This is a genomic window from Anabaena sp. CS-542/02 (assembly GCF_028331085.1).
Lineage (GTDB): Bacteria > Cyanobacteriota > Cyanobacteriia > Cyanobacteriales > Nostocaceae > Anabaenopsis > Anabaenopsis arnoldii.
The window spans coordinates 1-20372 of sequence record NZ_JAQMTM010000142.1 but is presented as its reverse complement, the minus strand read 5'-3'; the positions used below and the strand labels follow the sequence as shown (position 1 = coordinate 20372).

General features: G+C 42.6%; 16 protein-coding genes, 1 tRNA gene and 3 pseudogenes. 10 read left to right on the top strand and 10 right to left on the bottom strand.

Translation table 11 applies throughout. The features are described 5' to 3' along the window. Positions 1 to 196 precede the first annotated feature (196 nt). Positions 197 to 1585: a glycogen synthase GlgA gene (glgA, locus tag PN447_RS14935; protein WP_271763818.1), complete on the top strand. Its 1389-nt coding sequence runs from the start codon at positions 197 to 199 to the stop codon at positions 1583 to 1585. Between the two features lie 608 nt (positions 1586 to 2193). After that, a complete protein-coding gene (locus tag PN447_RS14930) occupies positions 2194 to 3054 on the top strand; it encodes a peptidoglycan-binding domain-containing protein (RefSeq protein ID WP_271763817.1) in 861 nt (286 codons plus the stop codon). Here the strand turns inward: PN447_RS14930 and wecB are convergent. Next, positions 3040 to 4161: a non-hydrolyzing UDP-N-acetylglucosamine 2-epimerase gene (gene wecB / locus PN447_RS14925; RefSeq protein WP_271763816.1), complete on the bottom strand. Its 1122-nt coding sequence runs from the start codon at positions 4159 to 4161 to the stop codon at positions 3040 to 3042. The two genes, PN447_RS14930 and wecB, sit on opposite strands and share 15 nt — an antisense overlap. Positions 4162 to 4307: 146 nt before the next feature. Next, the gene (locus tag PN447_RS14920) at positions 4308 to 4682 is read right to left on the bottom strand and encodes a hypothetical protein (RefSeq protein ID WP_271763815.1); all 375 of its coding nucleotides are present in this window, start codon (positions 4680 to 4682) and stop codon (positions 4308 to 4310) included. A 624-nt stretch (positions 4683 to 5306) separates the two neighbouring features. On the opposite strand from PN447_RS14920, the gene PN447_RS14915 reads away from it, so the two are divergent. Next, positions 5307 to 6065: a circadian clock KaiB family protein gene (locus PN447_RS14915; protein ID WP_271763814.1), complete on the top strand. Its 759-nt coding sequence runs from the start codon at positions 5307 to 5309 to the stop codon at positions 6063 to 6065. Between the two features lie 202 nt (positions 6066 to 6267). Here PN447_RS14915 and PN447_RS14910 read toward each other — a convergent pair whose 3' ends face one another. The 3 genes from PN447_RS14910 to tilS all read right to left on the bottom strand — a co-directional run bounded on the left by PN447_RS14910 (position 6268) and on the right by tilS (position 10952). Then, positions 6268 to 8316, bottom strand: a complete 2049-nt coding sequence (locus PN447_RS14910) for a prolyl oligopeptidase family serine peptidase (protein WP_271763813.1) — start codon at positions 8314 to 8316, stop codon at positions 6268 to 6270. Between the two features lie 98 nt (positions 8317 to 8414). Beyond that, positions 8415 to 9779, bottom strand: coding sequence for an Hpt domain-containing protein (locus PN447_RS14905; RefSeq protein WP_271763812.1), 1365 nt, complete (start codon positions 9777 to 9779; stop codon positions 8415 to 8417). Between the two features lie 150 nt (positions 9780 to 9929). Beyond that, positions 9930 to 10952: a tRNA lysidine(34) synthetase TilS gene (gene tilS / locus PN447_RS14900; RefSeq protein WP_271763821.1), complete on the bottom strand. Its 1023-nt coding sequence runs from the start codon at positions 10950 to 10952 to the stop codon at positions 9930 to 9932. Positions 10953 to 11088: 136 nt separating this feature from the next. On the opposite strand from tilS, the pseudogene PN447_RS18750 reads away from it, so the two are divergent. Next, positions 11089 to 11250, top strand: a pseudogene (locus PN447_RS18750) (IS4/Tn5 family transposase DNA-binding protein); the annotation flags it as partial. Between the two features lie 279 nt (positions 11251 to 11529). Beyond that, positions 11530 to 11724: pseudogene (locus PN447_RS14890) on the top strand (IS4 family transposase); the annotation flags it as partial. Between the two features lie 206 nt (positions 11725 to 11930). Here the strand turns inward: PN447_RS14890 and ccsB are convergent. The 4 genes from ccsB to PN447_RS14870 form a co-directional block, all read right to left on the bottom strand. After that, complete coding sequence (gene ccsB, locus PN447_RS14885) at positions 11931 to 12989, bottom strand: c-type cytochrome biogenesis protein CcsB (protein ID WP_271763811.1); 1059 nt, start codon at positions 12987 to 12989, stop codon at positions 11931 to 11933. A 151-nt stretch (positions 12990 to 13140) separates the two neighbouring features. After that, a complete protein-coding gene (locus tag PN447_RS14880; protein ID WP_271763810.1) occupies positions 13141 to 14868 on the bottom strand; it encodes a DUF3352 domain-containing protein in 1728 nt (575 codons plus the stop codon). A 184-nt stretch (positions 14869 to 15052) separates the two neighbouring features. Next, entirely contained in the window at positions 15053 to 15691 is a 639-nt protein-coding gene (locus PN447_RS14875; protein WP_271763809.1) for a chorismate lyase, read from the bottom strand. Positions 15692 to 15791: 100 nt separating this feature from the next. After that, a tRNA-Leu gene (locus PN447_RS14870) sits at positions 15792 to 15872 on the bottom strand. Between the two features lie 638 nt (positions 15873 to 16510). Here PN447_RS14870 and accC point away from each other — a divergent pair. Beyond that, positions 16511 to 17854 (top strand): acetyl-CoA carboxylase biotin carboxylase subunit, encoded by a 1344-nt coding sequence (gene accC / locus PN447_RS14865; RefSeq protein ID WP_271763808.1) that lies wholly within the window; start codon positions 16511 to 16513, stop codon positions 17852 to 17854. A 93-nt stretch (positions 17855 to 17947) separates the two neighbouring features. On the opposite strand, the gene PN447_RS14860 is transcribed toward accC, so the two are convergent. After that, a complete protein-coding gene (locus tag PN447_RS14860) occupies positions 17948 to 18241 on the bottom strand; it encodes a YggT family protein (protein WP_271730866.1) in 294 nt (97 codons plus the stop codon). Between the two features lie 200 nt (positions 18242 to 18441). Here PN447_RS14860 and psbX point away from each other — a divergent pair, with 200 nt between their 5' ends. From psbX to PN447_RS14845, 4 genes and pseudogenes are all read left to right on the top strand, one after another. Beyond that, on the top strand, positions 18442 to 18561 hold the full coding sequence (gene psbX / locus PN447_RS14855; protein ID WP_200987310.1) for a photosystem II reaction center X protein: 120 nt from the start codon (positions 18442 to 18444) through the stop codon (positions 18559 to 18561). A 524-nt stretch (positions 18562 to 19085) separates the two neighbouring features. Next, positions 19086 to 19976, top strand: coding sequence for a Ycf66 family protein (locus PN447_RS14850; RefSeq protein ID WP_271763806.1), 891 nt, complete (start codon positions 19086 to 19088; stop codon positions 19974 to 19976). A 92-nt stretch (positions 19977 to 20068) separates the two neighbouring features. Beyond that, positions 20069 to 20143 (top strand): annotated as a pseudogene (locus PN447_RS18745) (IS607 family transposase); the annotation flags it as partial. 79 nt (positions 20144 to 20222) lie between these two features. Beyond that, positions 20223 to 20372: helix-turn-helix domain-containing protein (locus PN447_RS14845; RefSeq protein WP_271763819.1), on the top strand; the 150-nt coding region annotated here is incomplete at its 3' end.

Sequence of the window (20372 nt, the reverse complement as noted above, 5' to 3'; positions counted from 1 at the left end):
GATAGCGGTAGTCTTTCTTGTAAATCTTAAGAGAAATATCGCGTCTGGCTAAGGCGTGCAAGTCTACTGAGGGATAACCGCTCCCATGCTCCTGTTGAAGTAGAAAGTAAAGTCTAGCTTTGTCTAGGTTTTATATAGCAGTGCAAAACTTGATAACTCAAAACAGATAAGCATAACCGGGGAAATAAAAACTACCATGCGGATTCTATTTGTTGCAGCAGAAGCAGCTCCCGTGGCCAAAGTGGGAGGAATGGGGGATGTGGTGGGTGCATTACCCAAAATATTGAGACAAATGGGGCATGATGTCCGCATATTCTTGCCTTATTATGGCTTCCTCCCAGACAAAATGCAGGTTCCTGAAGCACCAATTTGGAAGGGATATGCCATGTTCCAGGACTTTGAAGTTTACGAAAGTGTTTTACCTGGTACTGACGTTCCCTTGTACTTATTCGGACATCCTGTATTTTTACCCCGCCGGATTTATAGTGGTGATGATGAGGACTGGCGGTTTACTTTTTTTGCCAATGGCGCAGCTGAATTTTGCTGGAACTACTGGAAACCACAAATTATCCACTGTCACGATTGGCATACGGGCATGATTCCGGTGTGGATGCACCAAGACCCGGATATCAGCACTGTGTTTACTATTCACAACCTCGCCTATCAAGGGCCGTGGAGATGGTATTTAGAAAAAATTACTTGGTGTCCTTGGTATATGCAGGGACATAATACCATGGCAGCAGCGGTACAGTACGCTGACCGGGTAAATACAGTTTCTCCCACTTATGCTGAACAAATCAAAACTCCTGCTTACGGCGAAACCCTAGAAGGTTTGCTATCTTTTATCAGTGGTAAGTTATCGGGGATTATCAATGGTATAGACCTTGAGCTTTACGATCCCGCCACGGATAAAGCCATCAGCGAAAAATTTACTATCGATACCCTGGATAAACGCAAGGCTAACAAAATTGCTCTCCAAGAAGAAGTAGGTTTAGAAGTTAACAGCAAAGCCTTTTTAATTGGGATGGTAACACGGTTAGTAGAGCAAAAAGGTATTGATTTGGTCTTGCAAATCCTAGACCGTTTCATGGCTTATACTGATGCCCAATTCGTGCTGTTGGGAACAGGCGATCGCTACTACGAAACCCAAATGTGGCAGTTAGCATCCCGCTATCCTGGAAGGATGGCAACTTATCTGCTATATAATGATGCCCTGTCTCGTCGGATTTATGCTGGTGCTGATACTTTCTTAATGCCTAGCCGATTTGAACCCTGCGGTATCAGTCAAATGATGTCTTTGCGTTATGGTTGTCCCCCTATTGTGCGCCGTACAGGTGGATTAGTGGACACCGTATTGCACCATGACCCCATGAACGCAGCCGGTACTGGTTATTGTTTTGACCGCTATGAACCATTAGATCTGTTCACCTGTATGATCCGAGCTTGGGAAGGCTTCCGTTTCCAACCTCAATGGCAGGAATTGCAAAAACGTGGTATGAGCCAGAACTTCAGTTGGCATGAATCCGCCAAGCAGTATGTAAACTTATATAAATCAATTTTCGGCTTACCAGAGGAACAGGAATAGCTACAGATGGAGTCATACTAAATCCTGATTCCATCATCAAATAATTTTCTTAACTCATGACCCAGACCCTCGGAATTAACCTGAGCGTCCTGATCATGAGTTTTTTTTAGTTATTTACCATAGTAGCTCAGGGCAATAAAAACATGGACCATACCACCAAATAGTACTGTTCGTTACTTAGGCAATTTTCAAAGTGTGGAAGTATAGAGCAATGGCGGGCAAATTCATACTGATATTTGTTGTATTGAGTCCCTAGCCTCAAGCTATCCATTACCCGGATTTTTCTCAATATTTCTCACAGCGATGGCTCACCACTACCCTAACCCTTAATCCTCAGTTGTTCATGCTCAATAAAATGAGGTTGTTATCGACAAGAATCAGTTAGGTTTTGTCAACAGTATTGTAATTTTCAAATTCTCGAAATCCTTTCGAGAACCTCAAGAAATATGTGGGTAACGCATTGGACCTTCAGGGCAGGGTTTAATCCTTTTGACTCCCCAGAATCGCAATTCTGAATGTAATTGAAATTACAGAAAAATTAAATCCCCAGCTTCAAAAATTCTGGACAAATTCTCAATTGATTGCACAAAGGAGCAATTATGGACTACATGGCTTATTCACATATGTTTATGGCCAACGAAGAAGCAAATGAGGATAATGTTCCTAATTTTCAGTTTGAGTGGAAAAAACTCTTCATGCCTTCTGGAGTGGTTACAGCTAGAGAATATAATTTCTCCGAGAAGCAATTATACGGGCTAAATTTTCTTAAATCTTCTGCTTGGTTATTTTTAGCTGGGCTTAGTATATTTTTTGGTACAGTCAGCCACGCTCATACATCTGCAAGATCATACGTCAGTACTAACGGCAGTTGTCTGAGTGTCCGTGAACAACCTAGCGTCAACTCTCGAATTGTGGACTGTCTTCCCAATGGTACGGAAATCAGGGATGGGCAAATTATCAATGGTTTTTCTAAGCTGTCTCGCAATAGATTTGTTTCTGCGAGATGGATTAGCAGAACACCAAATTATCGTCGTCGTAAGACTCATATTACTAGTCGTGGTGTTGGTAGCTCAGTTAATCTGAGGTTTGGATCTCGTAGTTCATCTGTGAGAGAAGTTCAACGAGCTTTAGGTGTGCAACCTACGGGATATTATGGACCTGTCACTACTCGCGCAGTCCGACAATTTCAGGCTCGGAATAACTTACCTGTTGACGGTATTGTTGGTTCCCAAACTCGCATGGTTTTATTTGGGAATACTTACAGAAGTTCTCAGGGCAGAGGAGTTAATCTGAGATTAGGATCTCGAGGCGCATCTGTGAGAGAAGTTCAAAGAGCTTTAGGTGTTCAACCCACGGGATATTATGGCCCCGTAACTGCTCGCGCGGTCCGGCAATTTCAGTCTCGGAATAACTTACCTGTTGATGGTATGGTCGGTTCTCAAACTCGCAGGGCTTTATTGGGAAGTTAATTCAAAATAATTTTGCACAATTTCTAAGATGCGTTCCGCTGCATGACCGTCTCCATAAGGATTGATGGCGTTTGCCATTGCGTCATAGACGTTGGGGTTACTTAGTAAGTCTGCGGCTGCTTGAACAATTTTCTGCGCTGTGGTTCCTACAAGTTTGGCTGTACCAGCAGTTACAGCCTCTGGCCTTTCTGTAGTCTCTCGGAGAACCAATACTGGTTTTCCCAGGCTTGGGGCTTCTTCTTGCAAACCACCAGAGTCAGTTAACAAGAAATGCGATCGCCCAATTGCCCCCACTAGTTCGGCATAATCTAAAGGTTCAATTAAAAAGATACGGGGATGATTCCCTAATAGTGCTTGTAATGGTTCTCGCACTGTGGGGTTCCGGTGCAATGGTAACACCAAGGCTGTATCAGGAAACTTATCTAATATCTGTAAAAATGCTTGCGCGATCGCTTGTAATGGTTCTCCCCAGTTTTCCCGCCGATGAACTGTTGCTAGCAAGATGCGATAGGAATTCCAATCTAAACCCGGTACATTACAGGTGGGTTGAGTTGCAGCTACATTTAATAGTGCATCAATGACAGTGTTACCTGTGATGTGAATTGTTCCCAAAACCCCAGAACGTTGTAAGTTATCCGCAGCCCAAGGAGTGGGCGCAAAGTGTAACTGGGTGATTTGAGAAATCAGCCGCCGATTCGCTTCTTCCGGATATGGATTCCATAAGTCGTCAGTTCTTAAACCAGCTTCTACATGACCAACGGGGATTTTTTGATAAAATGCTGCCAAAGCTGCGGCAAAAGCTGTGGTAGTGTCTCCCTGAACTATGACTAATTCCGGCTGACTTTTGTGAAATAATCTTTCTAATCCCTCTAAGCTTCGACAAGTAATATCATTTAAGGTTTGCTGAGGCTGCATAATTTCTAAATCATCATCAGCTTTCAGGTTGAATAAATGCATCACTTGCTCTACCATCTCGCGATGCTGTCCAGTTAAAATTACCTGTAAGTCAAATTTTGGCGAATTTTGAAATACTTGAATGACAGGAGCCAGTTTAATCGCTTCTGGACGTGTACCTAAAATAATGCCAACTTTCCTTTTAATAGTCATTTTTGAAGAATATATCATTGCCTGATCACTACAAACTATAGCAATCCTATTAAAATCATCCGCTATATTCAAGATAGAGAAATTAAACATGAAAAAACCCGGCTTAACCGGGCAGATGCTCTGTTTGTCGAATTGATCAGAAGGAACTATACCTCAATTTCACACGTTAAAGGACAAGCCGCGTATACAGAAGAGGTCTGTATTTGCTCCCCTTCTCCATGTAACCAGCTCAACCACTTGACTTGATTGGGGTGTACACCTTTAAAAGTCAACACGCCAGCAGCGATCATTACTCCCAGGACATTCAACATAATTAAACCGCCTGATACCAGCAAAACCGCACTAACAGGCATTACAGATTGCAAGACAATTGACAATAAGCATCCGACCGTAGCCATTAAAAAGACTAATGGAAAACCGACAACCAACAAGCATACTGCCAATGTGAACGTCCAAATCAAAAAACTTTTGATCATCAAGGAGTAGGTCTTTCCTAGATTAGAGCCTTTAGCCGAAACCATGACTTTTCCTCCCAAAAATATACAGCAAGGTTTTCATTTCAGTCATATCTCGTTTTTAACGACTTAACTGAATTGTTCAATTGAAGTTTAAGTATATAGAATGCTTTTCATAAAATGAGCATTTTTTTACTAAACTTTACATTTGATTTTTGATAAAGATGAGTGTATGGTCAATTTCGCTCGTAATTTGCCACCTAGTTTATGGCATCTATCTTCGGGAATACTTCAGAATATGACTTGGCTATGCCAGTTTGTTTCCCAGTTTTAAATTCAGTCTTACTTAACATTTCTTATCAAGGTTACTACTAATTCTCATAATTCTCATAAAAGACTGAAAAGCTCCTCAGTGTTGCAGGCTGCAAACCCCACCAGCAAATCCAACGTAGATTTAGCTAAAGATTATTGAGTATTTAAAATAACTTAAAAATTGATAAATTATACGGTGTTTTGTGCAGCAGCTATATATGATCCCAAAAATCAGAAAAATATACAAAAGGACTACGGTTTATTGCTTTTAAAACATCATGTGCTCAAGTCACATAGTTTCTCTGGGGACAAGTTTAGGTAGAATACAGGGTAAAAACAATCTTCTGAGTTTTGTTCTCCCTCAACCCTGTAACTGAATTGATCACTGATAAACTATCGAAACCGCAATTGTTTAAAGGTATTGCCCTTTTTACACCAGGAGGCGATTTAATTTACTGCATCGACCCTAACAAGCAGGGGCGATGGCATTTACATTTATGTGCGGCTTTGCAGGAAATCTTAGACTTACCAGAACCGCCACATTTTTTAGTGCCTTGCTATACTGCAACTATTGACCACTGGTTAGATCCACATACTCACCACGTCAGAACGTTTGCTGAAGCCTATCCATCTGTTATCCGACATCAGGCTCTACTAAATGCTATTTTTTGCACGGATTTAGTTTGGCAAACAGCACCTTGGCAAGAGGGATTGTGCGATCATATGGTCTTAGCAACTTATCGCTCCACCTTTCCCCAACTTTGGGAAGACCATGATTTAATAGTCAATTTGGACTCCTCCCAAGCTCAAGTACAGTCTGATATACCTATGAACCTTACACAAAAGTTACAGTTACAAGCAGAATGTTATGTTTTGCGGCTGTTTGTGGCTGGACATAGTTTAAACACACAACGCATTCTTCAGAATCTCCACGCACTTTTGGAGCGATCGCTGGGGTATCCTTACACGATGAAAGTGATTGATGTTTTAACCAATCCAGAACAGGCGGAAATTGATCAAGTTTCTGCAACTCCCACTCTGGTTAAGGTTTGGCCGCAACCAATTCGCCGCATTGTTGGGGATATAGATAATGTAGACAAACTGTTACAGATGTTAGGCGCTACAGATAAAATTTAATCTTTCATCAAAATTTTCGCCAAATTTATGCGTATAAAGCCTTTTTTAGGCTAATCAAGTACACACCAATTTGCTCCCTATTCCCTGTTCCCTATTCCCTAAAACTAAAACTAAAACATTTTGTACCTCACGAGCATGGGAAATGCTATATTCTTAATTAGGAATTACGTTCGCGTAGCGTTTCCGCAGAAAATATGACGAATTAAATAATTACTTCCAAAGTCCGCACCAAAAACGCCCAGTTATCTGCTGCTTCTTCAATAATCTTTTGTGTTGGTTTACCCGCCCCATGTCCGGTTTTGGTCTCAATTCTAATTAACACTGGAGCATCACTAGCTTGACTAGCTTGCAAGGTTGCTGCGAATTTGAAACTGTGGGCGGGAACAACGCGGTCATCATGGTCTGCTGTGGTAATTAAAGTTGCAGGGTAAGCCGTCCCTGGTTTGAGGTTATGCAGTGGCGAATAACTATATAGTGTTTGAAACTCCTCTGGGTTATCTGGTGAACCATATTCGGTAGTCCAAGCCCAGCCAATGGTAAATTTATGAAATCGCAACATATCCATCACCGCCACCGCTGGTAAAGCTGCACCAAACAACTCAGGACGCTGAGTCATACAAGCACCCACCAGCAAACCGCCATTACTAGCACCGGCGATCGCTAATTTCCCACTGTGTGTATAACTGTTATCAATCAACCACTCCGCCGCAGCAATAAAATCATCAAAGGTATTTTGCTTTTTCGCCTTCATTCCCGCCTGGTGCCATTCGTCGCCATACTCCCCACCACCGCGTATATTTGGCAGAGCATAAATACCACCCATCTCCATCCATACCAATATGCTCACAGAAAAATCAGGATTCATTGAGACATTAAAACCGCCGTAAGCGTAGAGGTAAGTGGGATTATTACCATCTAATTTAATGTCTTTTTTATGAGTAATAAACATTGGTACAGTAGTACCATCCCTACTACTGTAAAATACTTGTTTGGTTTCATAATCCTCTGGATGAAAATCTATTTGTGGCTGACGGAAAACCTCACTTTTACCCGTCACCATGTTGTAGCGATAAATAGTTTCTGGTACAGTGAAGCTGGTAAAACTATAAAAAGTTTCAGTATCATTGCGCTTGCCACTAAAACCACCTGCTGAACCAACTCCTGGTAATTCTACCTCACGCACTAATGTGCCATTCAGATCAAAAATTTTAATTTGGGTACGTGCATCTTGGAGGTAGTGAACAACAAATTGATTATTGATAATTTTCGCACTTTCCAAAGTTGCGGCAGATTCAGGGATAATTTCTTGCCAAGTTTCTTGAGCAGGCTTTTGGGTATCAATAGCAATTAATCTGCCCCGTGGAGCCTTGAAATCTGTACGAAAATAAAAGACGCTCTCATCATTTTCAATAAAACTATAATTAGCTTCAAACTGGTTAATTAGTTCTACAACTTCGGCATGGGTGTTAGTTAAATCCTTGTAGAAAACTAAATTTCTCACATCAGTTCCCAGCCAAACATAAATAATTAAATAATTGCCATCTTCAGTTACTTCAGCACTAAAACCCCATTCCTTTTGGTCGTCACGATCATAAATTAAAACATCTTCAGATTGGGTAGTACCTAGTTGATGATAATAAAGCTTTTCATAATAATTCACATCTTCTAATTTAGTTTTTGCATTTTGTTCATCGTAACAACAGTAGAAAAAACCTTGGTTATCCTTTGTCCAGGAAGCACCAGAAAATTTAATCCACTTCAGATGATCTGGGAGGGTTTCGCCTGTTTCCACATCACAAACTTTCCACTCTTGCCAATCTGAACCAGATATAGATATACCATAAGCTACCAGTTGACCATTCTCACTAATGGCTAATCTTGAAAGAGCAATAGTACCATCGTTTGAGAGTTTGTTAGGGTCGAGTAAAACTCTAGGTTCAGCATCAAGGCTTTTGAGGGTGTAGAGGACGCTTTGATTTTGCAGTCCATCGTTTCTGACATAAAAGTAGTTATTACCTTTTTTACATGGGGTACCATATTTTTCATAATCCCAAAGTTTAGTCAGGCGTTGTTTAATTTTCTCCCTAGCAGGAATTTCTCTTAAGTAATTAAAAGTAACTTGATTTTCAGCCGCAATCCATCTGCGGGTTTCTGCTGAGTCTGGTTCTTCTAACCAACGGTAAGGATCTGTAACTAAAGTCCCATGGTAGTTATCAACTTGATCACTTTTGTTGCTGATTGGGTAAGACATAAGCAATCAAAACTTAAAAAAAATGGTAAATTTATATAAAACATAAAACGAAAGTTCTCAGATATGCTCTTCGTAATTTGCCGCTACACCCCTAAGGGTTAGTAGGAGAGGATATTAACAAAAGATACAAAATCAGCTAAACCACTGTCCCTAAAATCTATTTGACTCAGAGTGCTAATCTCTAAAATTTTGTCTTGTGGACAGGTTTTATCTGGAACTAAATCAGCGGGAATATTCAACCCGGCTAACCCTACCTGATAATTCTGGTCAATATCACTGATATCTGTGTTTTCTTGAGCATCCGCCAATAACACCGGGGTAGAAGCACTATTTTCTGTGTCCTTTTGACAGTTATCCGAGAGTTCAGTTAAGCTGGTTATGATGTCTGTAAGGTTTATAATACCAGGATTATTAGCACAATCATCTGTATTGGAGGATAATTTATCCTCTGCTGTGGGTTCTTCTACGTATACAAGCTGGTGAAAGTCCTCAGACTGTAGTAACTGCATTTGTTCCAAGTTCAACAGGGCTACTAATTGCTCACTAGTTGCAATCTCCGTTTCTCTACCTTGGAGAACTAGTTCTTGGGCTTGTTTAATTTCGGTAACGACAATTTTTGCTAGGGTGAGATAGGTATTGTCAGGGTTAGCGATCGCATTTGCCGCTGCTTGACATAATCTACACCAATGAGGAAAATTTTGCCTCCGGCCAATTTCCACCAACTGCTGACAACATTGCTGGAGATGTAGCCGAGATTCGGGTGTTTTGTTTTTCTTAAACAGTTGCAACATTTCCCGCACTGTTTGTAACACCTGCGGGTGAAATTCATCCCCATAGTCCTTGGCTACCGTGCCTAAGATCGAATATTCTTCTGAAAATCCTACAGACGGAGGTGATTGTGTGGATGTAGTTTGGCTGTATTCTTCTTGCACATGAGGAATATCCACCCACGCTATCACCTCAGTCAGTCGGCTGACAATATCTTCCGAGGTTATTTCTACTTCTGTTCGAGTGTTTTCCTTTGCCAGTCTAGTACTGTTTTGTTTGAGAAGCAATTCCAGATGCTCATACAGCCCTTGAAATTCCGCAGCACTTTCTGATACCCGAGTATTAAGCGTCTCTTCTGATAGAGCCTGGGAACTGCCACATAAATCTTCTAATAGTACCTTTAAGGTATTACATACATTGAGAAATAAAGATGTTAACTTTTCGTCAACCTGAACCGGATGTTCTTGAAGAACTTTAAAACAATCTTCTAGACGGTGGGATGTGTGTTCAATGCTAATTAGCCCTAGCATACCCGCCCTTGCTGTGAGCCAATGAGCCGCCTGGGAAATTTCGTTGACCATTTCAGGGTTATTCAAGGTATTTTGGATATCCAGTAACCCCTGCTCAATTGTATTCACATTGTCTCTAGCTTCTTCTATGAAGTAACCTAAAACTGGCTGTTGTTCCCGCAGCATAATAAAAGTTCTGAGTGCTGATTGGTTTTTGCTGATTTAGTTGGATTCTAGGATTACCACTAGGATGTTTGGTGAAACTACCCGGCGTTTTACCCAATTTCATCCTACCTAGCTTTAGGGCCCAGAGAGTAAATAAGTTCAGTGGAGACGCTACTCATCTCGTCTATTATAGAGAGCGAGGCAAATCCAATCCCCTTGGACTTGGGCGATGGCACCCCCAGGAAATGGATCGGTTTGTGAACGGTTTGGTGCTATAATTAACGCTGTTAATTTTTCAATGTGTTCAAAACTCGGAGGCTCACTGAGAATATTTTGTAATATTTGTCTCATGACGCGACGTTGCAGCGCTAATGGTGCTTTCTGTAATACCCGCCGATTCAACCTTAACTCAGTCCAATTTCCTTCATTACTGGTGCGGTGCGCATCTGTCCCCGCTATGGCTTCTTCCCTTAACTTGTCAGCTGCTTGCTCTAAGTATTCCACTTCGCCTTGTAATAGTTCTGCTGTTTGGGCTAAGGCGAATTCTACTTTGGGGTTGAAATTTGCTTGTAAATATGGGATTAATTCTTGGCGAATGCGGTTGCGGGCGTATTTGACATCTTGATTAGTGATATCTTCCCACACTGGGAGATGAAAGTCTTGACAAAATTTTTCTGTTTGTTGGCGAGTAATTTCTAAAAGCGGGCGGATGAGTAAAACATCTGCTGTGAGTGGTCTTTGCCAAGTAAGTGCTTGTAACCCATCAGCACCTGTGCCGCGCATTAAGTTGTAAAGCAGAGTTTCAGCGCGATCGCTGGCGGTATGTCCTGTAACAATATACTGGTAACTATTTCCTTGGGCAATGGCAGTTAAAGCTTGATACCGCCAATTACGAGCCGCCGCTTCACTATTTAAAGGTTCCCTAGCTGTTGCTAAATAAAAGCATATACCCCAAGTTCTAGCTAATTTTTCCACATGATGGGCATTAGCTTCAGAATCGCTACGCCAGCGATGATCACAGTGGGCGATCCCTAAATCCCATTCACCCTTGGGTTGTAAATCTGAGAGTAACTTGATTAAACACAGAGAATCTTGCCCACCAGAAACCGCTACTAATAGCCTCTGATGACGCTCAAATAAGTGGCGCGAGCGAATCGTACGATGTATTTTTGCGTGTAGGGCAGTCCATACCATTTGATCTTCTGTTTTACCTCCTCCCTGAGCGCTATGCATTACCCACATTTTTCTTAACAATTAAACAAAAGACTTAACATCACAGTGAAAGGCTTGATGGCTATAGTTTTGAAAGAGGAGAGTAGGTAATGGCATCATGGAAAAGTGGGCAGCGAAAGAATTGGCACAGGTAAACTTAGGGGATGCACGTCGAAACAAGCGGTTAATCAGGATAGTAGAAGATTTTGCAGCACAACCAGATAGTAGTGTACCACTTGCTTGTGGAAATATAGCAGCAACAAAGGCGGCATATAATTTTTGGAAATCACCACATTTTCAAGCAAGTGATATTCGTGCTGCCCACACATCCAGCACCATAGAAAGAATCAAAAAACATGAGATAGTATTGGCAATACAAGATACAACAAACATAGATTTAACATCGCACCCAGCCACAAAAGGAGTAGGTTATCTTGACCACAGAAAATCATCAGGATTAAAAGTACATTCAACACTTGCAGCCACAAGTAATGGAGTACCGTTAGGAATTATTGAGCAGCAAATATGGGCAAGAGAACAAGAGAATTTAGGTATTGCTAAAAGACGTCCAGACCAGCCACCTTCTTTGCATGATGCTGTGCGAATGATTGCCACTCTTGGTGGTTTTTTGGGTCGCAAAGGTGATGGTGAACCGGGTGTGAAAACCATTTGGCGTGGGCTACGACGCTTACACGATATTGCTGCTACTTGGCAATTACTTCACTCCGATTCCCCATCTCATCTTGACATTTAGCGATCGCCTATGGCGGAGGGGTAGCCCCTCGCCCCTGTATTCAAAAACTCAATCACCTGTTGGGTTTTCTCAATGTCCATACTTATTCTTTTTTGTCAATCCTCCCCACTATGCACATCTCTACAACCTTTATTGTGTTTGCCTTCCAGCAATGTTAAGAAAGATGTGGGTAATGGATAGCCTGAGCGGGAGGGGTTAGGGGATAATTAAAAAAACCAACCGTAAGAATGCAAACCTTTACCTAAAAGATTCACACCCAAATAGCAAATCCAGACTACCACAAAACCACTGGCGGCTAAAATGGCCGGGCGCCGACCTTGCCAACCGCGAGTAATGCGGGCGTGGAGATAAGCCGCAAAAACTAACCAGGTAATTAACGCCCAGGTTTCTTTGGGATCCCAACTCCAGTAGGAACCCCAAGCTTCGTTAGCCCACACCGCACCGGCAATAATACCAATGGTAATCAGAGGAAATCCTAGTCCAATGACGCGATAGCTCATATTGTCTAAGGTTTCAGCCAGGCTCAGGCGCTGTGGTGATAGTAGTTCCCCAGCAGTTACTACCCTAGCAGACTCAGTAACCGTGACTAAATTTAAAACCGCCGTATGACCGTTGCCATTGTTGTTATTTTCAAAGGGAGCAAAGCCATTACTTTCTATCGGCGGTGTTCCTGGTTGGGAAGTTAGCTCCCCTGCTTTATGCAAGCGGTAGCCCTTACTGCGATAACCCCCATTACCTACAGAACTGCCTTGTAGTTGAATATTTTCACCGCGAGTCACTATGAGAAAGGCGATCGCTAGTAGTGATCCTACCATCAAAGCGGCATAACTCAACATCATCACACTGACGTGCATCATCAGCCAGTTGGACTTGAGAGCAGGTACTAAAGGTTCTGCTGATTGCATTTCTGATGGTAAGGTGAGAGCAGCAAAAGCAGTAATCCCCATTGCCACCGGGGCGGTAACAACTCCTACTAAGCGGCTGTGACTAGTGTTCTCCGCAAACAGATGCACTGCGGTAATACCCCACACCAAGAAAAATAGCGATTCATACAAATTACTGAGGGGAAAATACCCCGCTTCTATCCATCGCGCCCCTAGTAGGGTGGCTATACACAAATTGGCGATCGCCATACCCCCAGTCCCCAAAGTAGCAAGTGCGGGCAGATTGGGAAAGGCAGCACCTCCCCAATACACCAGCATTGTGAGAAATAATACAGCAAAACTGGCATTGTCCAACCAGTTCTGGAGTTCAACCAGATTCATAAAGTGTTCTCCCCAGTTGATTCCTTAAAATAATGATTCTGACTGTTCTGATCCTATCGGCTTAGGAGACTCATTGGACATGCTTTTTAGTCCCCCTTGGTGCATTAAACCCTTGCTACCCATACTGCCAGCAAATCACCCTTTAGACTACCTAGCCGGTACCTTTTGTCTCACCTTTTTTCAGTATTATAAAAATTTCATAGCGCATACTGTGATCATCGCTGACAGCAGATGTTACGCCAATTGATTGTGTGGCATCTAGAAAAGTTTGTTGCTGAGGAAATACAGTGTTTAATGTGAAGTTTTGTACACTCCTTTCAATATCCAAGAAAAATCTTCCATTGGGATGGAGTTCTACAGGAACCGTTTCTTGAAATGTCGCACTACTAGCTAGTGTTTGATCAGGTTTAGGAATAATTTTATCTGTGATGGGAGCCCCCACTACCAAAAAAGCAATATCGTCATCTAACCAACCATGGGTGGCAGTTAAAGTATTAAAGGGTGTAATCCAGTTAATAACCGGTTTACCTGCAACTGTACTCGGTTGAATCTGGAACTGATATTGGTTTTGCATCACCTCATCCAGCTTTTTCAAAGATGCTTCAGCTGACTTACGCAGGCTTTTCCCGTTTGAGGCATCTCTTGCTTGTACCATGAGTAACAAGCCAGCTCGGAAATCTTGAGAATAATCTTCATTTGAGCTATTGGGAATCACCGAAACAGAAAACTCACCTTGCATCCAACTGAGAAAATCTTTATCTAAATCTAATCCGGTAAGGGACTTAACACCACCTCGCAATTGTTCCGGTGATATCGGCGAAAGAGGGTTTTTTTGTGATATTAAAACGTAGTCTGCCCACAAACTTTGTAAGTTTCTGTGAGACAGCATCATTAATGTGTCCGCAGGTAACCGGTTTTGCATGGTTTCGGCGGTCTTTTCCACTTTTAGCACACGCTGACTCTGAGAATTTCGCCACGAAATACCCCTGATCCTTATTCCTTCAGGTTCCAAAGTGAGAGACCCGGCTAAACCTTGGTTATTTTGCAGTTGAGTTAAAACTTGAGCAGGTAAAGGACGGTTGGGAGCAACAGCAGCTAGTCTGGCGGCTATTGGTACATTCAGATAAAACTGAGCAAAGGGGCGATGATGAGAAATTTTCCGCAAATTATCCCCAAAACCCTCTACTGTTGCTAGGGATGCTTTACCTTGATATGTATCAATGGCTCGTTCTGTGGCTTGCGGATCATCAGTGATGACTAGAAACCTTTGATCTACTAATGCGGCTGAAAGCTTTTCCCCTGATTGACTATCAGTTTGTCTAATGGTAATTCCTTGATAAGTATGCTCAGTCCATTTACCTTGTTTCAGGGTTTTGGGTTCTGCCAAGATGCTGTTGGCTGCTTCTAGGTTTTTGACCGGTAATACCATCACCATGGATTGTTGGGCTATAGCACCATCGCCATGCTTGTTTAAAGGTTTGATCCCTGGTTGAATTGTTGGGGGCGAGAGAATTGCTAGGGTGACTTGATCGCCTACCCAAGGGGCGATGTCTTTCTGGAACTCATAACCATTCTCACTGAAAAAGCGATCGCGCAACTGCACTAAATTTTTAGTGATTTCTGCTTGGGTTTCTTTTGTTCCCAACTCCTGTAATTGTTGCCATTGTTTGGGATCTGTGGTTAGAGAAACCGTAAACAGGGCATCTTGAGGGATAATATTTACACCCACTGGCAAGTCTCTAGAAGATGTTTGCCTCTGGCTTAAAAACCAGTATGCTGCACTTCCCACACCAATTAAGAATCCAGCAGCCAATAGTGTCAGCAGCGGAGATGGTTTCTTAGTATTCTTTTTAATCACAGATACAATAGGCAGCGTCATCGAAACCTATACCTCATCCTTTGCTAAATTGAGTAGACAAGTTTTTTGGGATGTTTCCTAGAAGGGAAATCAGTCATCCTCCTAGCACTTTGAAAGTATAGCTAACTTGAAAAAGCTGCAAGCTATCAGTATCCTCAGATGCACCGTAGTCACACAAATTATATTTATTTTGTATCCAATAATACTAACTTCCTGGCTCTTGTCCATTTGGGTAAATCAGTGTTGAACTGCCCAAATACTTGGTTAAACAAGGCGAAAAAACTTCATATATTAAAGTCAGGGGTCGTCCATGATGCCAAAACAAGTAATGACGACCCCAAAAAGGACCAGATACCCCAAAACCTGACTCTAGTGCTGCTGAATTACCATAGTAAATTCCCTGTATATCACGGTATAACTCTGTACGAATACGAGCTAGACTCGCCCAGATAGGTAGTGAACGATTTTGCAAAAATTCATCTACATGACTAGCTTCCCACCATGAGGTAGCATAACCCAATCGTTGACCCGATGCAGTACGTAACCATACCTGTCGCCGCAGTCGTGGACCCGGCACAGCTTTAATTAATTCCGGCGCTTCATCTGGGTTCATGCCAATCAAAGACATATCAATCACATCCACTTCTGTCGGTTCTCCCGTCAGTAATTGTAAATGTCTTGTAGGCGATCCGTCACCTAAAAGTAACAATTGCCACGCTGGTGCTAACTGTGAGTGTGGCAAACTTTTTTGGATCACCTCTTCCCCACCTTGCCAAATTGGAGTGAGGGGATGCCATGCTGTTGGCAATGTTGAATTGTTTTTCCCTGTAAAAATTGCAGTCAATGTTCTTTACAAAAGTTCACCTACTTCTATAAAAGCACAAAAATTATGCTTGCAACAGTGAGTTGAAAACTAGAGAGACAATCTTCTACCAAATAAAAAATGCGGATGGCGAGACTCGAACTCGCAAGGCAAAGCCACACGCACCTCAAGCGTGCGCGTATACCAATTCCGCCACATCCGCGCTGTTTGTACAGAAATAAACTATAGCACAAAAAAAATAAAGATAGTGAGAAAATAGTTAAATTTAGTAAAAGTCACCCAAAAATTCAGTGGAAGTAGACACAAATCCTGGGAAGGAGGATATATGACCGACAAATCTAGTGGATTGATGAGTGAGGTGCCAACTGCCCTCACAAAAGCCTAGGAGAATCCAAACTGGCAGATGCTAGTAGTAGTAAGCCAAGCTGTCAGAATCATCCTCGTTACCGCACTATGGAAATAGAAAGACAAGCCATCAATATTGAGAGAGTAGAAAAAGATTGGCTATTTTTGTCTATCTCAAAACTCAAAGGTTGCTCAAAAGTTCCTACAATCAATCCTGTCATCATTTGAAATCCAGCGACAGTATTGTGGCCAATCCGAGAGGAGACAACAACCATCTACTGGTACTAACATCGAAACTGGTTGGGTGAGTGGGGACAATGAAAAACAAGTTTCTGTATCTAATCAGGATTGGAAACAGTTAGGACAGTTTAGTAAATCTAAAGTCCGGTTGATTTGACGCTCAACAGGATGAATTATCATGACGGTTCCAACCGCTTGCGTCGCTTCCCTCTCAGCACGCTTCGTGACTGAGTTTCCCGCATACCATGTATTTCTATGAAGTTTGACAAAATATTAATTGCCAATCGGGGGGAAATTGCCCTTCGCATTCTCCGCGCCTGTGAAGAAATGGGAATCGCCACGGTTGCGGTTCACTCCACAGTTGACCAGAATGCTCTCCACGTTCAACTTGCCGACGAAGCGGTTTGCATTGGCGAACCTGCTAGTAGTAAAAGTTATTTGAATATTCCCAACATTATTTCTGCTGCCCTAACACGTAATGCCAGCGCCATTCACCCTGGTTATGGATTTTTAGCAGAAAATGCCAGATTTGCAGAAATTTGTGCTGACCATCATATTGCCTTTATTGGACCGAATCCTGAAGCCATAAGGCTCATGGGGGATAAATCCACAGCTAAAGAAACCATGCAAAAAGCTTTGGTACCAACTGTACCAGGTAGTGATGGCTTAGTAGAATCCGAACAAGAAGGATTGCTAATTGCCAAGGATATGGATTATCCGGTCATGATTAAAGCTACTGCTGGTGGGGGCGGTAGAGGAATGCGTTTAGTGCGTTCTGAAAGTGAATTTGTCAAACTTTTCTTAGCAGCCCAAGGGGAAGCCGGAGCGGCCTTTGGTAATTCTGGCGTTTATATAGAAAAATTTATTGAACGTCCGCGGCACATTGAATTCCAAATTTTGGCAGATAATTACGGTAACGTTATCCATTTGGGTGAACGGGACTGCTCAATTCAGCGCCGCAATCAAAAGTTACTCGAAGAGGCTCCCAGTCCCGGACTTGACCCAGAACTACGAGAAAAAATGGGACAAGCTGCTGTCAGAGCAGCTCAGTTTATCAACTTTACTGGGGCTGGTACAGTTGAATTTCTTCTAGATAGGTCTGGTAAGTTCTACTTTATGGAAATGAACACCCGGATTCAAGTTGAGCATCCTGTGACAGAAATGGTGACGGGAGTAGACTTAGTTGCTGAACAAATCCGCATTGCCCAAGGGGAACGACTAAGAATTACCCAAGACCAAGTAATCTTAAGAGGTCATGCTATTGAATGCCGCATTAACGCCGAAGACCCAGAGCATGACTTTCGCCCGGCTCCCGGACGTATTAGCGGGTATCTTCCCCCTGGTGGACCCGGTGTCCGTATTGATTCCCATGTTTACACCGACTACCAAATCCCCCCCTATTATGATTCTCTGATTGGTAAATTAATTGTTTGGGGTCCAGACCGAGCTACTGCAATTAACCGCATGAAACGCGCATTGCGAGAGTGTGCCATTACGGGACTTCCCACTACTATTGGATTTCATCAAAAGATTATGGAAAACCCCCGATTCTTGCAAGGTAATGTCTACACCAATTTTGTCCAGGAGATGAACCTTTAGGTCTTGGGAAAATAAAAGAGGTTGGGGGAGGGGGTAAAGCAGTTAGTCTGGTGCTAAAATCTTTTACCCTCTTCCTACTCCCACTCCTATTACTTAATTCAAGCGAGTCATCATGGTGAGCAATCCTTGCTGACCGAGCAGAATTTCCCTAATGAGGCTGAGAATTCCTACCCAAAGAATAGGGGTAATATCTACCCCTCCTATGGGCTGCACTAGCTTTCGCAATGGCACTAAAAAGGGCTCAGTAGGCCAAGCTATCAGGTTAAAGGGCAAACGATTCAAGTCCACTTGTGGATACCAAGTGAGAATTATCCGGAAAATAAACAGAAATGTCATCAGTCCCAATAAAGGGCTGAGAATCCAAACAGTCAGGTTAACACCAGTCATTGGTTTGAGCTACTATCTGTGAACTAAGAAAGAATTTAGGCGAAAGCCAGCAAGGCAGGAATGTTTGAATGTTCTTGGTTCAATTTTAACGAATTCCAGGAAGGATACTTTTTTTCACTCACCAGTCAGGATGTTGCACTTTTTTAGTGAGACACCATATTAGAATTATGATCAAGTGTGTAAAAAAAAGGTTTAGAACTATGACGCCTTCATTAGCAAATTTTCTTTGGAGTCTGTTTTGGGGTGGTGTGATTGTAGTACTCCCTGCTACAGTTGGGCTGATTTTCATTAGCCAAAAAGATAAAATCCAGCGTTCATAATTCCTGGGAGAGTCGCTTTGACTCTCATAAAAATATCGCGGTCAGCTGGAAAAACAGCGACTTTAGCCCTGAGAGGAAAGACACTTGGTGGTTAAAACCACCGTGGTCTTTTCTGGGTAAAAGTAGCCAGTAAGTTAGGCTTAGACTTTAGCCGACTGGGTAGACGGTGTTTGACGACCGTAGGGAGAGTAAGACTGTGGGGTTCGACCTAAAGTTACTCTGTCAGCAGGATCTCAGTGTCTTTAGACCATCAGAGTGTCAACTAATTTGCATATTTTCTCAGCTAGGCATCTTGCCTGCCTGAATTATGCGAGTTAAACATGATGTAGCTTACCCAATTGCACCAACAGCAAACAGTCCCCCCACTGAGGACAAGCTATACTTTGACTAGCTGGCGATAAACAGCTTCAGAGCTTCTTTCCCAGAGGCTTTGAAGCTTCAATATATTGTTGATATTGTGCCTGATTAGAGTAGTGATTTTAATTGTGACTCGCTAACATAGATTTGATATTTGGAAAAGAACAATGGTAAATTTTGGGCTGAACTCAGCCAGCGTTCTGGCTCAGGTCAATTTTGGGACGAACTCAGCCAGTATTCTAGGAATTTTCCTGGCTGTGTCTGGGGCAGCACTGTATTTTCTCCGCACTGTGCGTCCAGAACTGTCACGAGATCAAGATATTTTTTTTGCAGCAGTGGGCTTACTCTGCGGGTTTATTCTCATTTTCCAAGGGTGGCGGTTAGACCCAATTTTACAATTTAATCAGCTGCTTTTAGTCGGATCAACTGTATTTTTTGCGGTTGAAAGTATTCGTTTGCGAGGTATAGCTACTCAACAAGCTAAGCGGAACACTCCTATTGTGGATGAGGAGCGAGAAGTAAGCAGAAGCTATTCCTACGATCGCAGGGGATATGAGGCTGAGGTAGAAGAAGACTTAGAACCCCTTCCCTATGAAGACGAAGAACCACCTGTGCGCCCTCGTATTCGGGGTAGCAGGGATACTCGTTCCCCCCGTGATGAATACTATGAGGATCAACCACCTCGCCGCCCAGAACGCCGCAGTGGTAGGGAAAGACCAGAAACCCCAGACAGAAAGGGTCGTCCTAGTTCTGTCCGTCCTGGGAGTCGCAGTCGTGAGAGTTTTGGAGCAGAAAATTGGAGTGCTGATAGGGAAGTTGATGATTGGGATACTTCAGGTACTGAAGGGAGAAAATCTTCGAGCCGTAACACTAATAGACCACCACGTCGGGAAACTCGCGACCAGGATGTCCCTTCCCGACCCAGAAAGCGCCGGACGTCTCCAGACTCAAGTTCACCCAGCCCCCTTGATGATGATGCAATACCAACTGAATACGTACCATATAACCCGATAGAAAACCCCAATGGGGAGCCAGATAATTTGACTGACTTGGATTAGGGGACTAAACTGCAACTTAAATTATACCCAGAGATAGACATTGTTACCATTATGTCCACATAATAGAGTGCATACAGCGAGGTAACTTTATTATGGACAACAATCAAATAACTATTTCGATTGGCGACACTGCTAAAGACCTAGGCGTGTCAGTAAAAACCGTTAGACTTTCGCATTATGAAAGGTGATGTAGGTCTTATGGGTATATAACAATATCAAAATTAAGAAAACATTGGAGGTCGAACAATGTTACTCAGTTTTCAAACAGCACTGATACTAAACAACAAACAGGTGTCAGCTTTCCGTAAAGCTTCTGGTACTGCACGACACGCATATAACTGGGCAAATGCTGCAATCCTAGAGGTTTTGAAACTGCGGGAAACTGATAAATCTGTC

What these genes read in the sequence shown, in the direction of transcription:
- psbX (WP_200987310.1), top strand. Translation starts at nt 18,442, where the DNA reads ATGACGCCTTCATTAGCAAATTTTCTTTGGAGTCTGTTTTGGGGTGGT.
- wecB (WP_271763816.1), bottom strand. Translation starts at nt 4,161, where the DNA reads ATGACTATTAAAAGGAAAGTTGGCATTATTTTAGGTACACGTCCAGAA.
- accC (WP_271763808.1), top strand. Translation starts at nt 16,511, where the DNA reads ATGAAGTTTGACAAAATATTAATTGCCAATCGGGGGGAAATTGCCCTT.
- glgA (WP_271763818.1), top strand. Translation starts at nt 197, where the DNA reads ATGCGGATTCTATTTGTTGCAGCAGAAGCAGCTCCCGTGGCCAAAGTG.
- ccsB (WP_271763811.1), bottom strand. Translation starts at nt 12,989, where the DNA reads ATGAATCTGGTTGAACTCCAGAACTGGTTGGACAATGCCAGTTTTGCT.
- PN447_RS14910 (WP_271763813.1), bottom strand. Translation starts at nt 8,316, where the DNA reads ATGTCTTACCCAATCAGCAACAAAAGTGATCAAGTTGATAACTACCAT.
- PN447_RS14880 (WP_271763810.1), bottom strand. Translation starts at nt 14,868, where the DNA reads ATGACGCTGCCTATTGTATCTGTGATTAAAAAGAATACTAAGAAACCA.
- PN447_RS14930 (WP_271763817.1), top strand. Translation starts at nt 2,194, where the DNA reads ATGGCTTATTCACATATGTTTATGGCCAACGAAGAAGCAAATGAGGAT.
- PN447_RS14850 (WP_271763806.1), top strand. Translation starts at nt 19,086, where the DNA reads ATGGTAAATTTTGGGCTGAACTCAGCCAGCGTTCTGGCTCAGGTCAAT.
- PN447_RS14920 (WP_271763815.1), bottom strand. Translation starts at nt 4,682, where the DNA reads ATGGTTTCGGCTAAAGGCTCTAATCTAGGAAAGACCTACTCCTTGATG.
- PN447_RS14905 (WP_271763812.1), bottom strand. Translation starts at nt 9,779, where the DNA reads ATGCTGCGGGAACAACAGCCAGTTTTAGGTTACTTCATAGAAGAAGCT.
- PN447_RS14860 (WP_271730866.1), bottom strand. Translation starts at nt 18,241, where the DNA reads ATGACTGGTGTTAACCTGACTGTTTGGATTCTCAGCCCTTTATTGGGA.
- tilS (WP_271763821.1), bottom strand. Translation starts at nt 10,952, where the DNA reads ATGGTATGGACTGCCCTACACGCAAAAATACATCGTACGATTCGCTCG.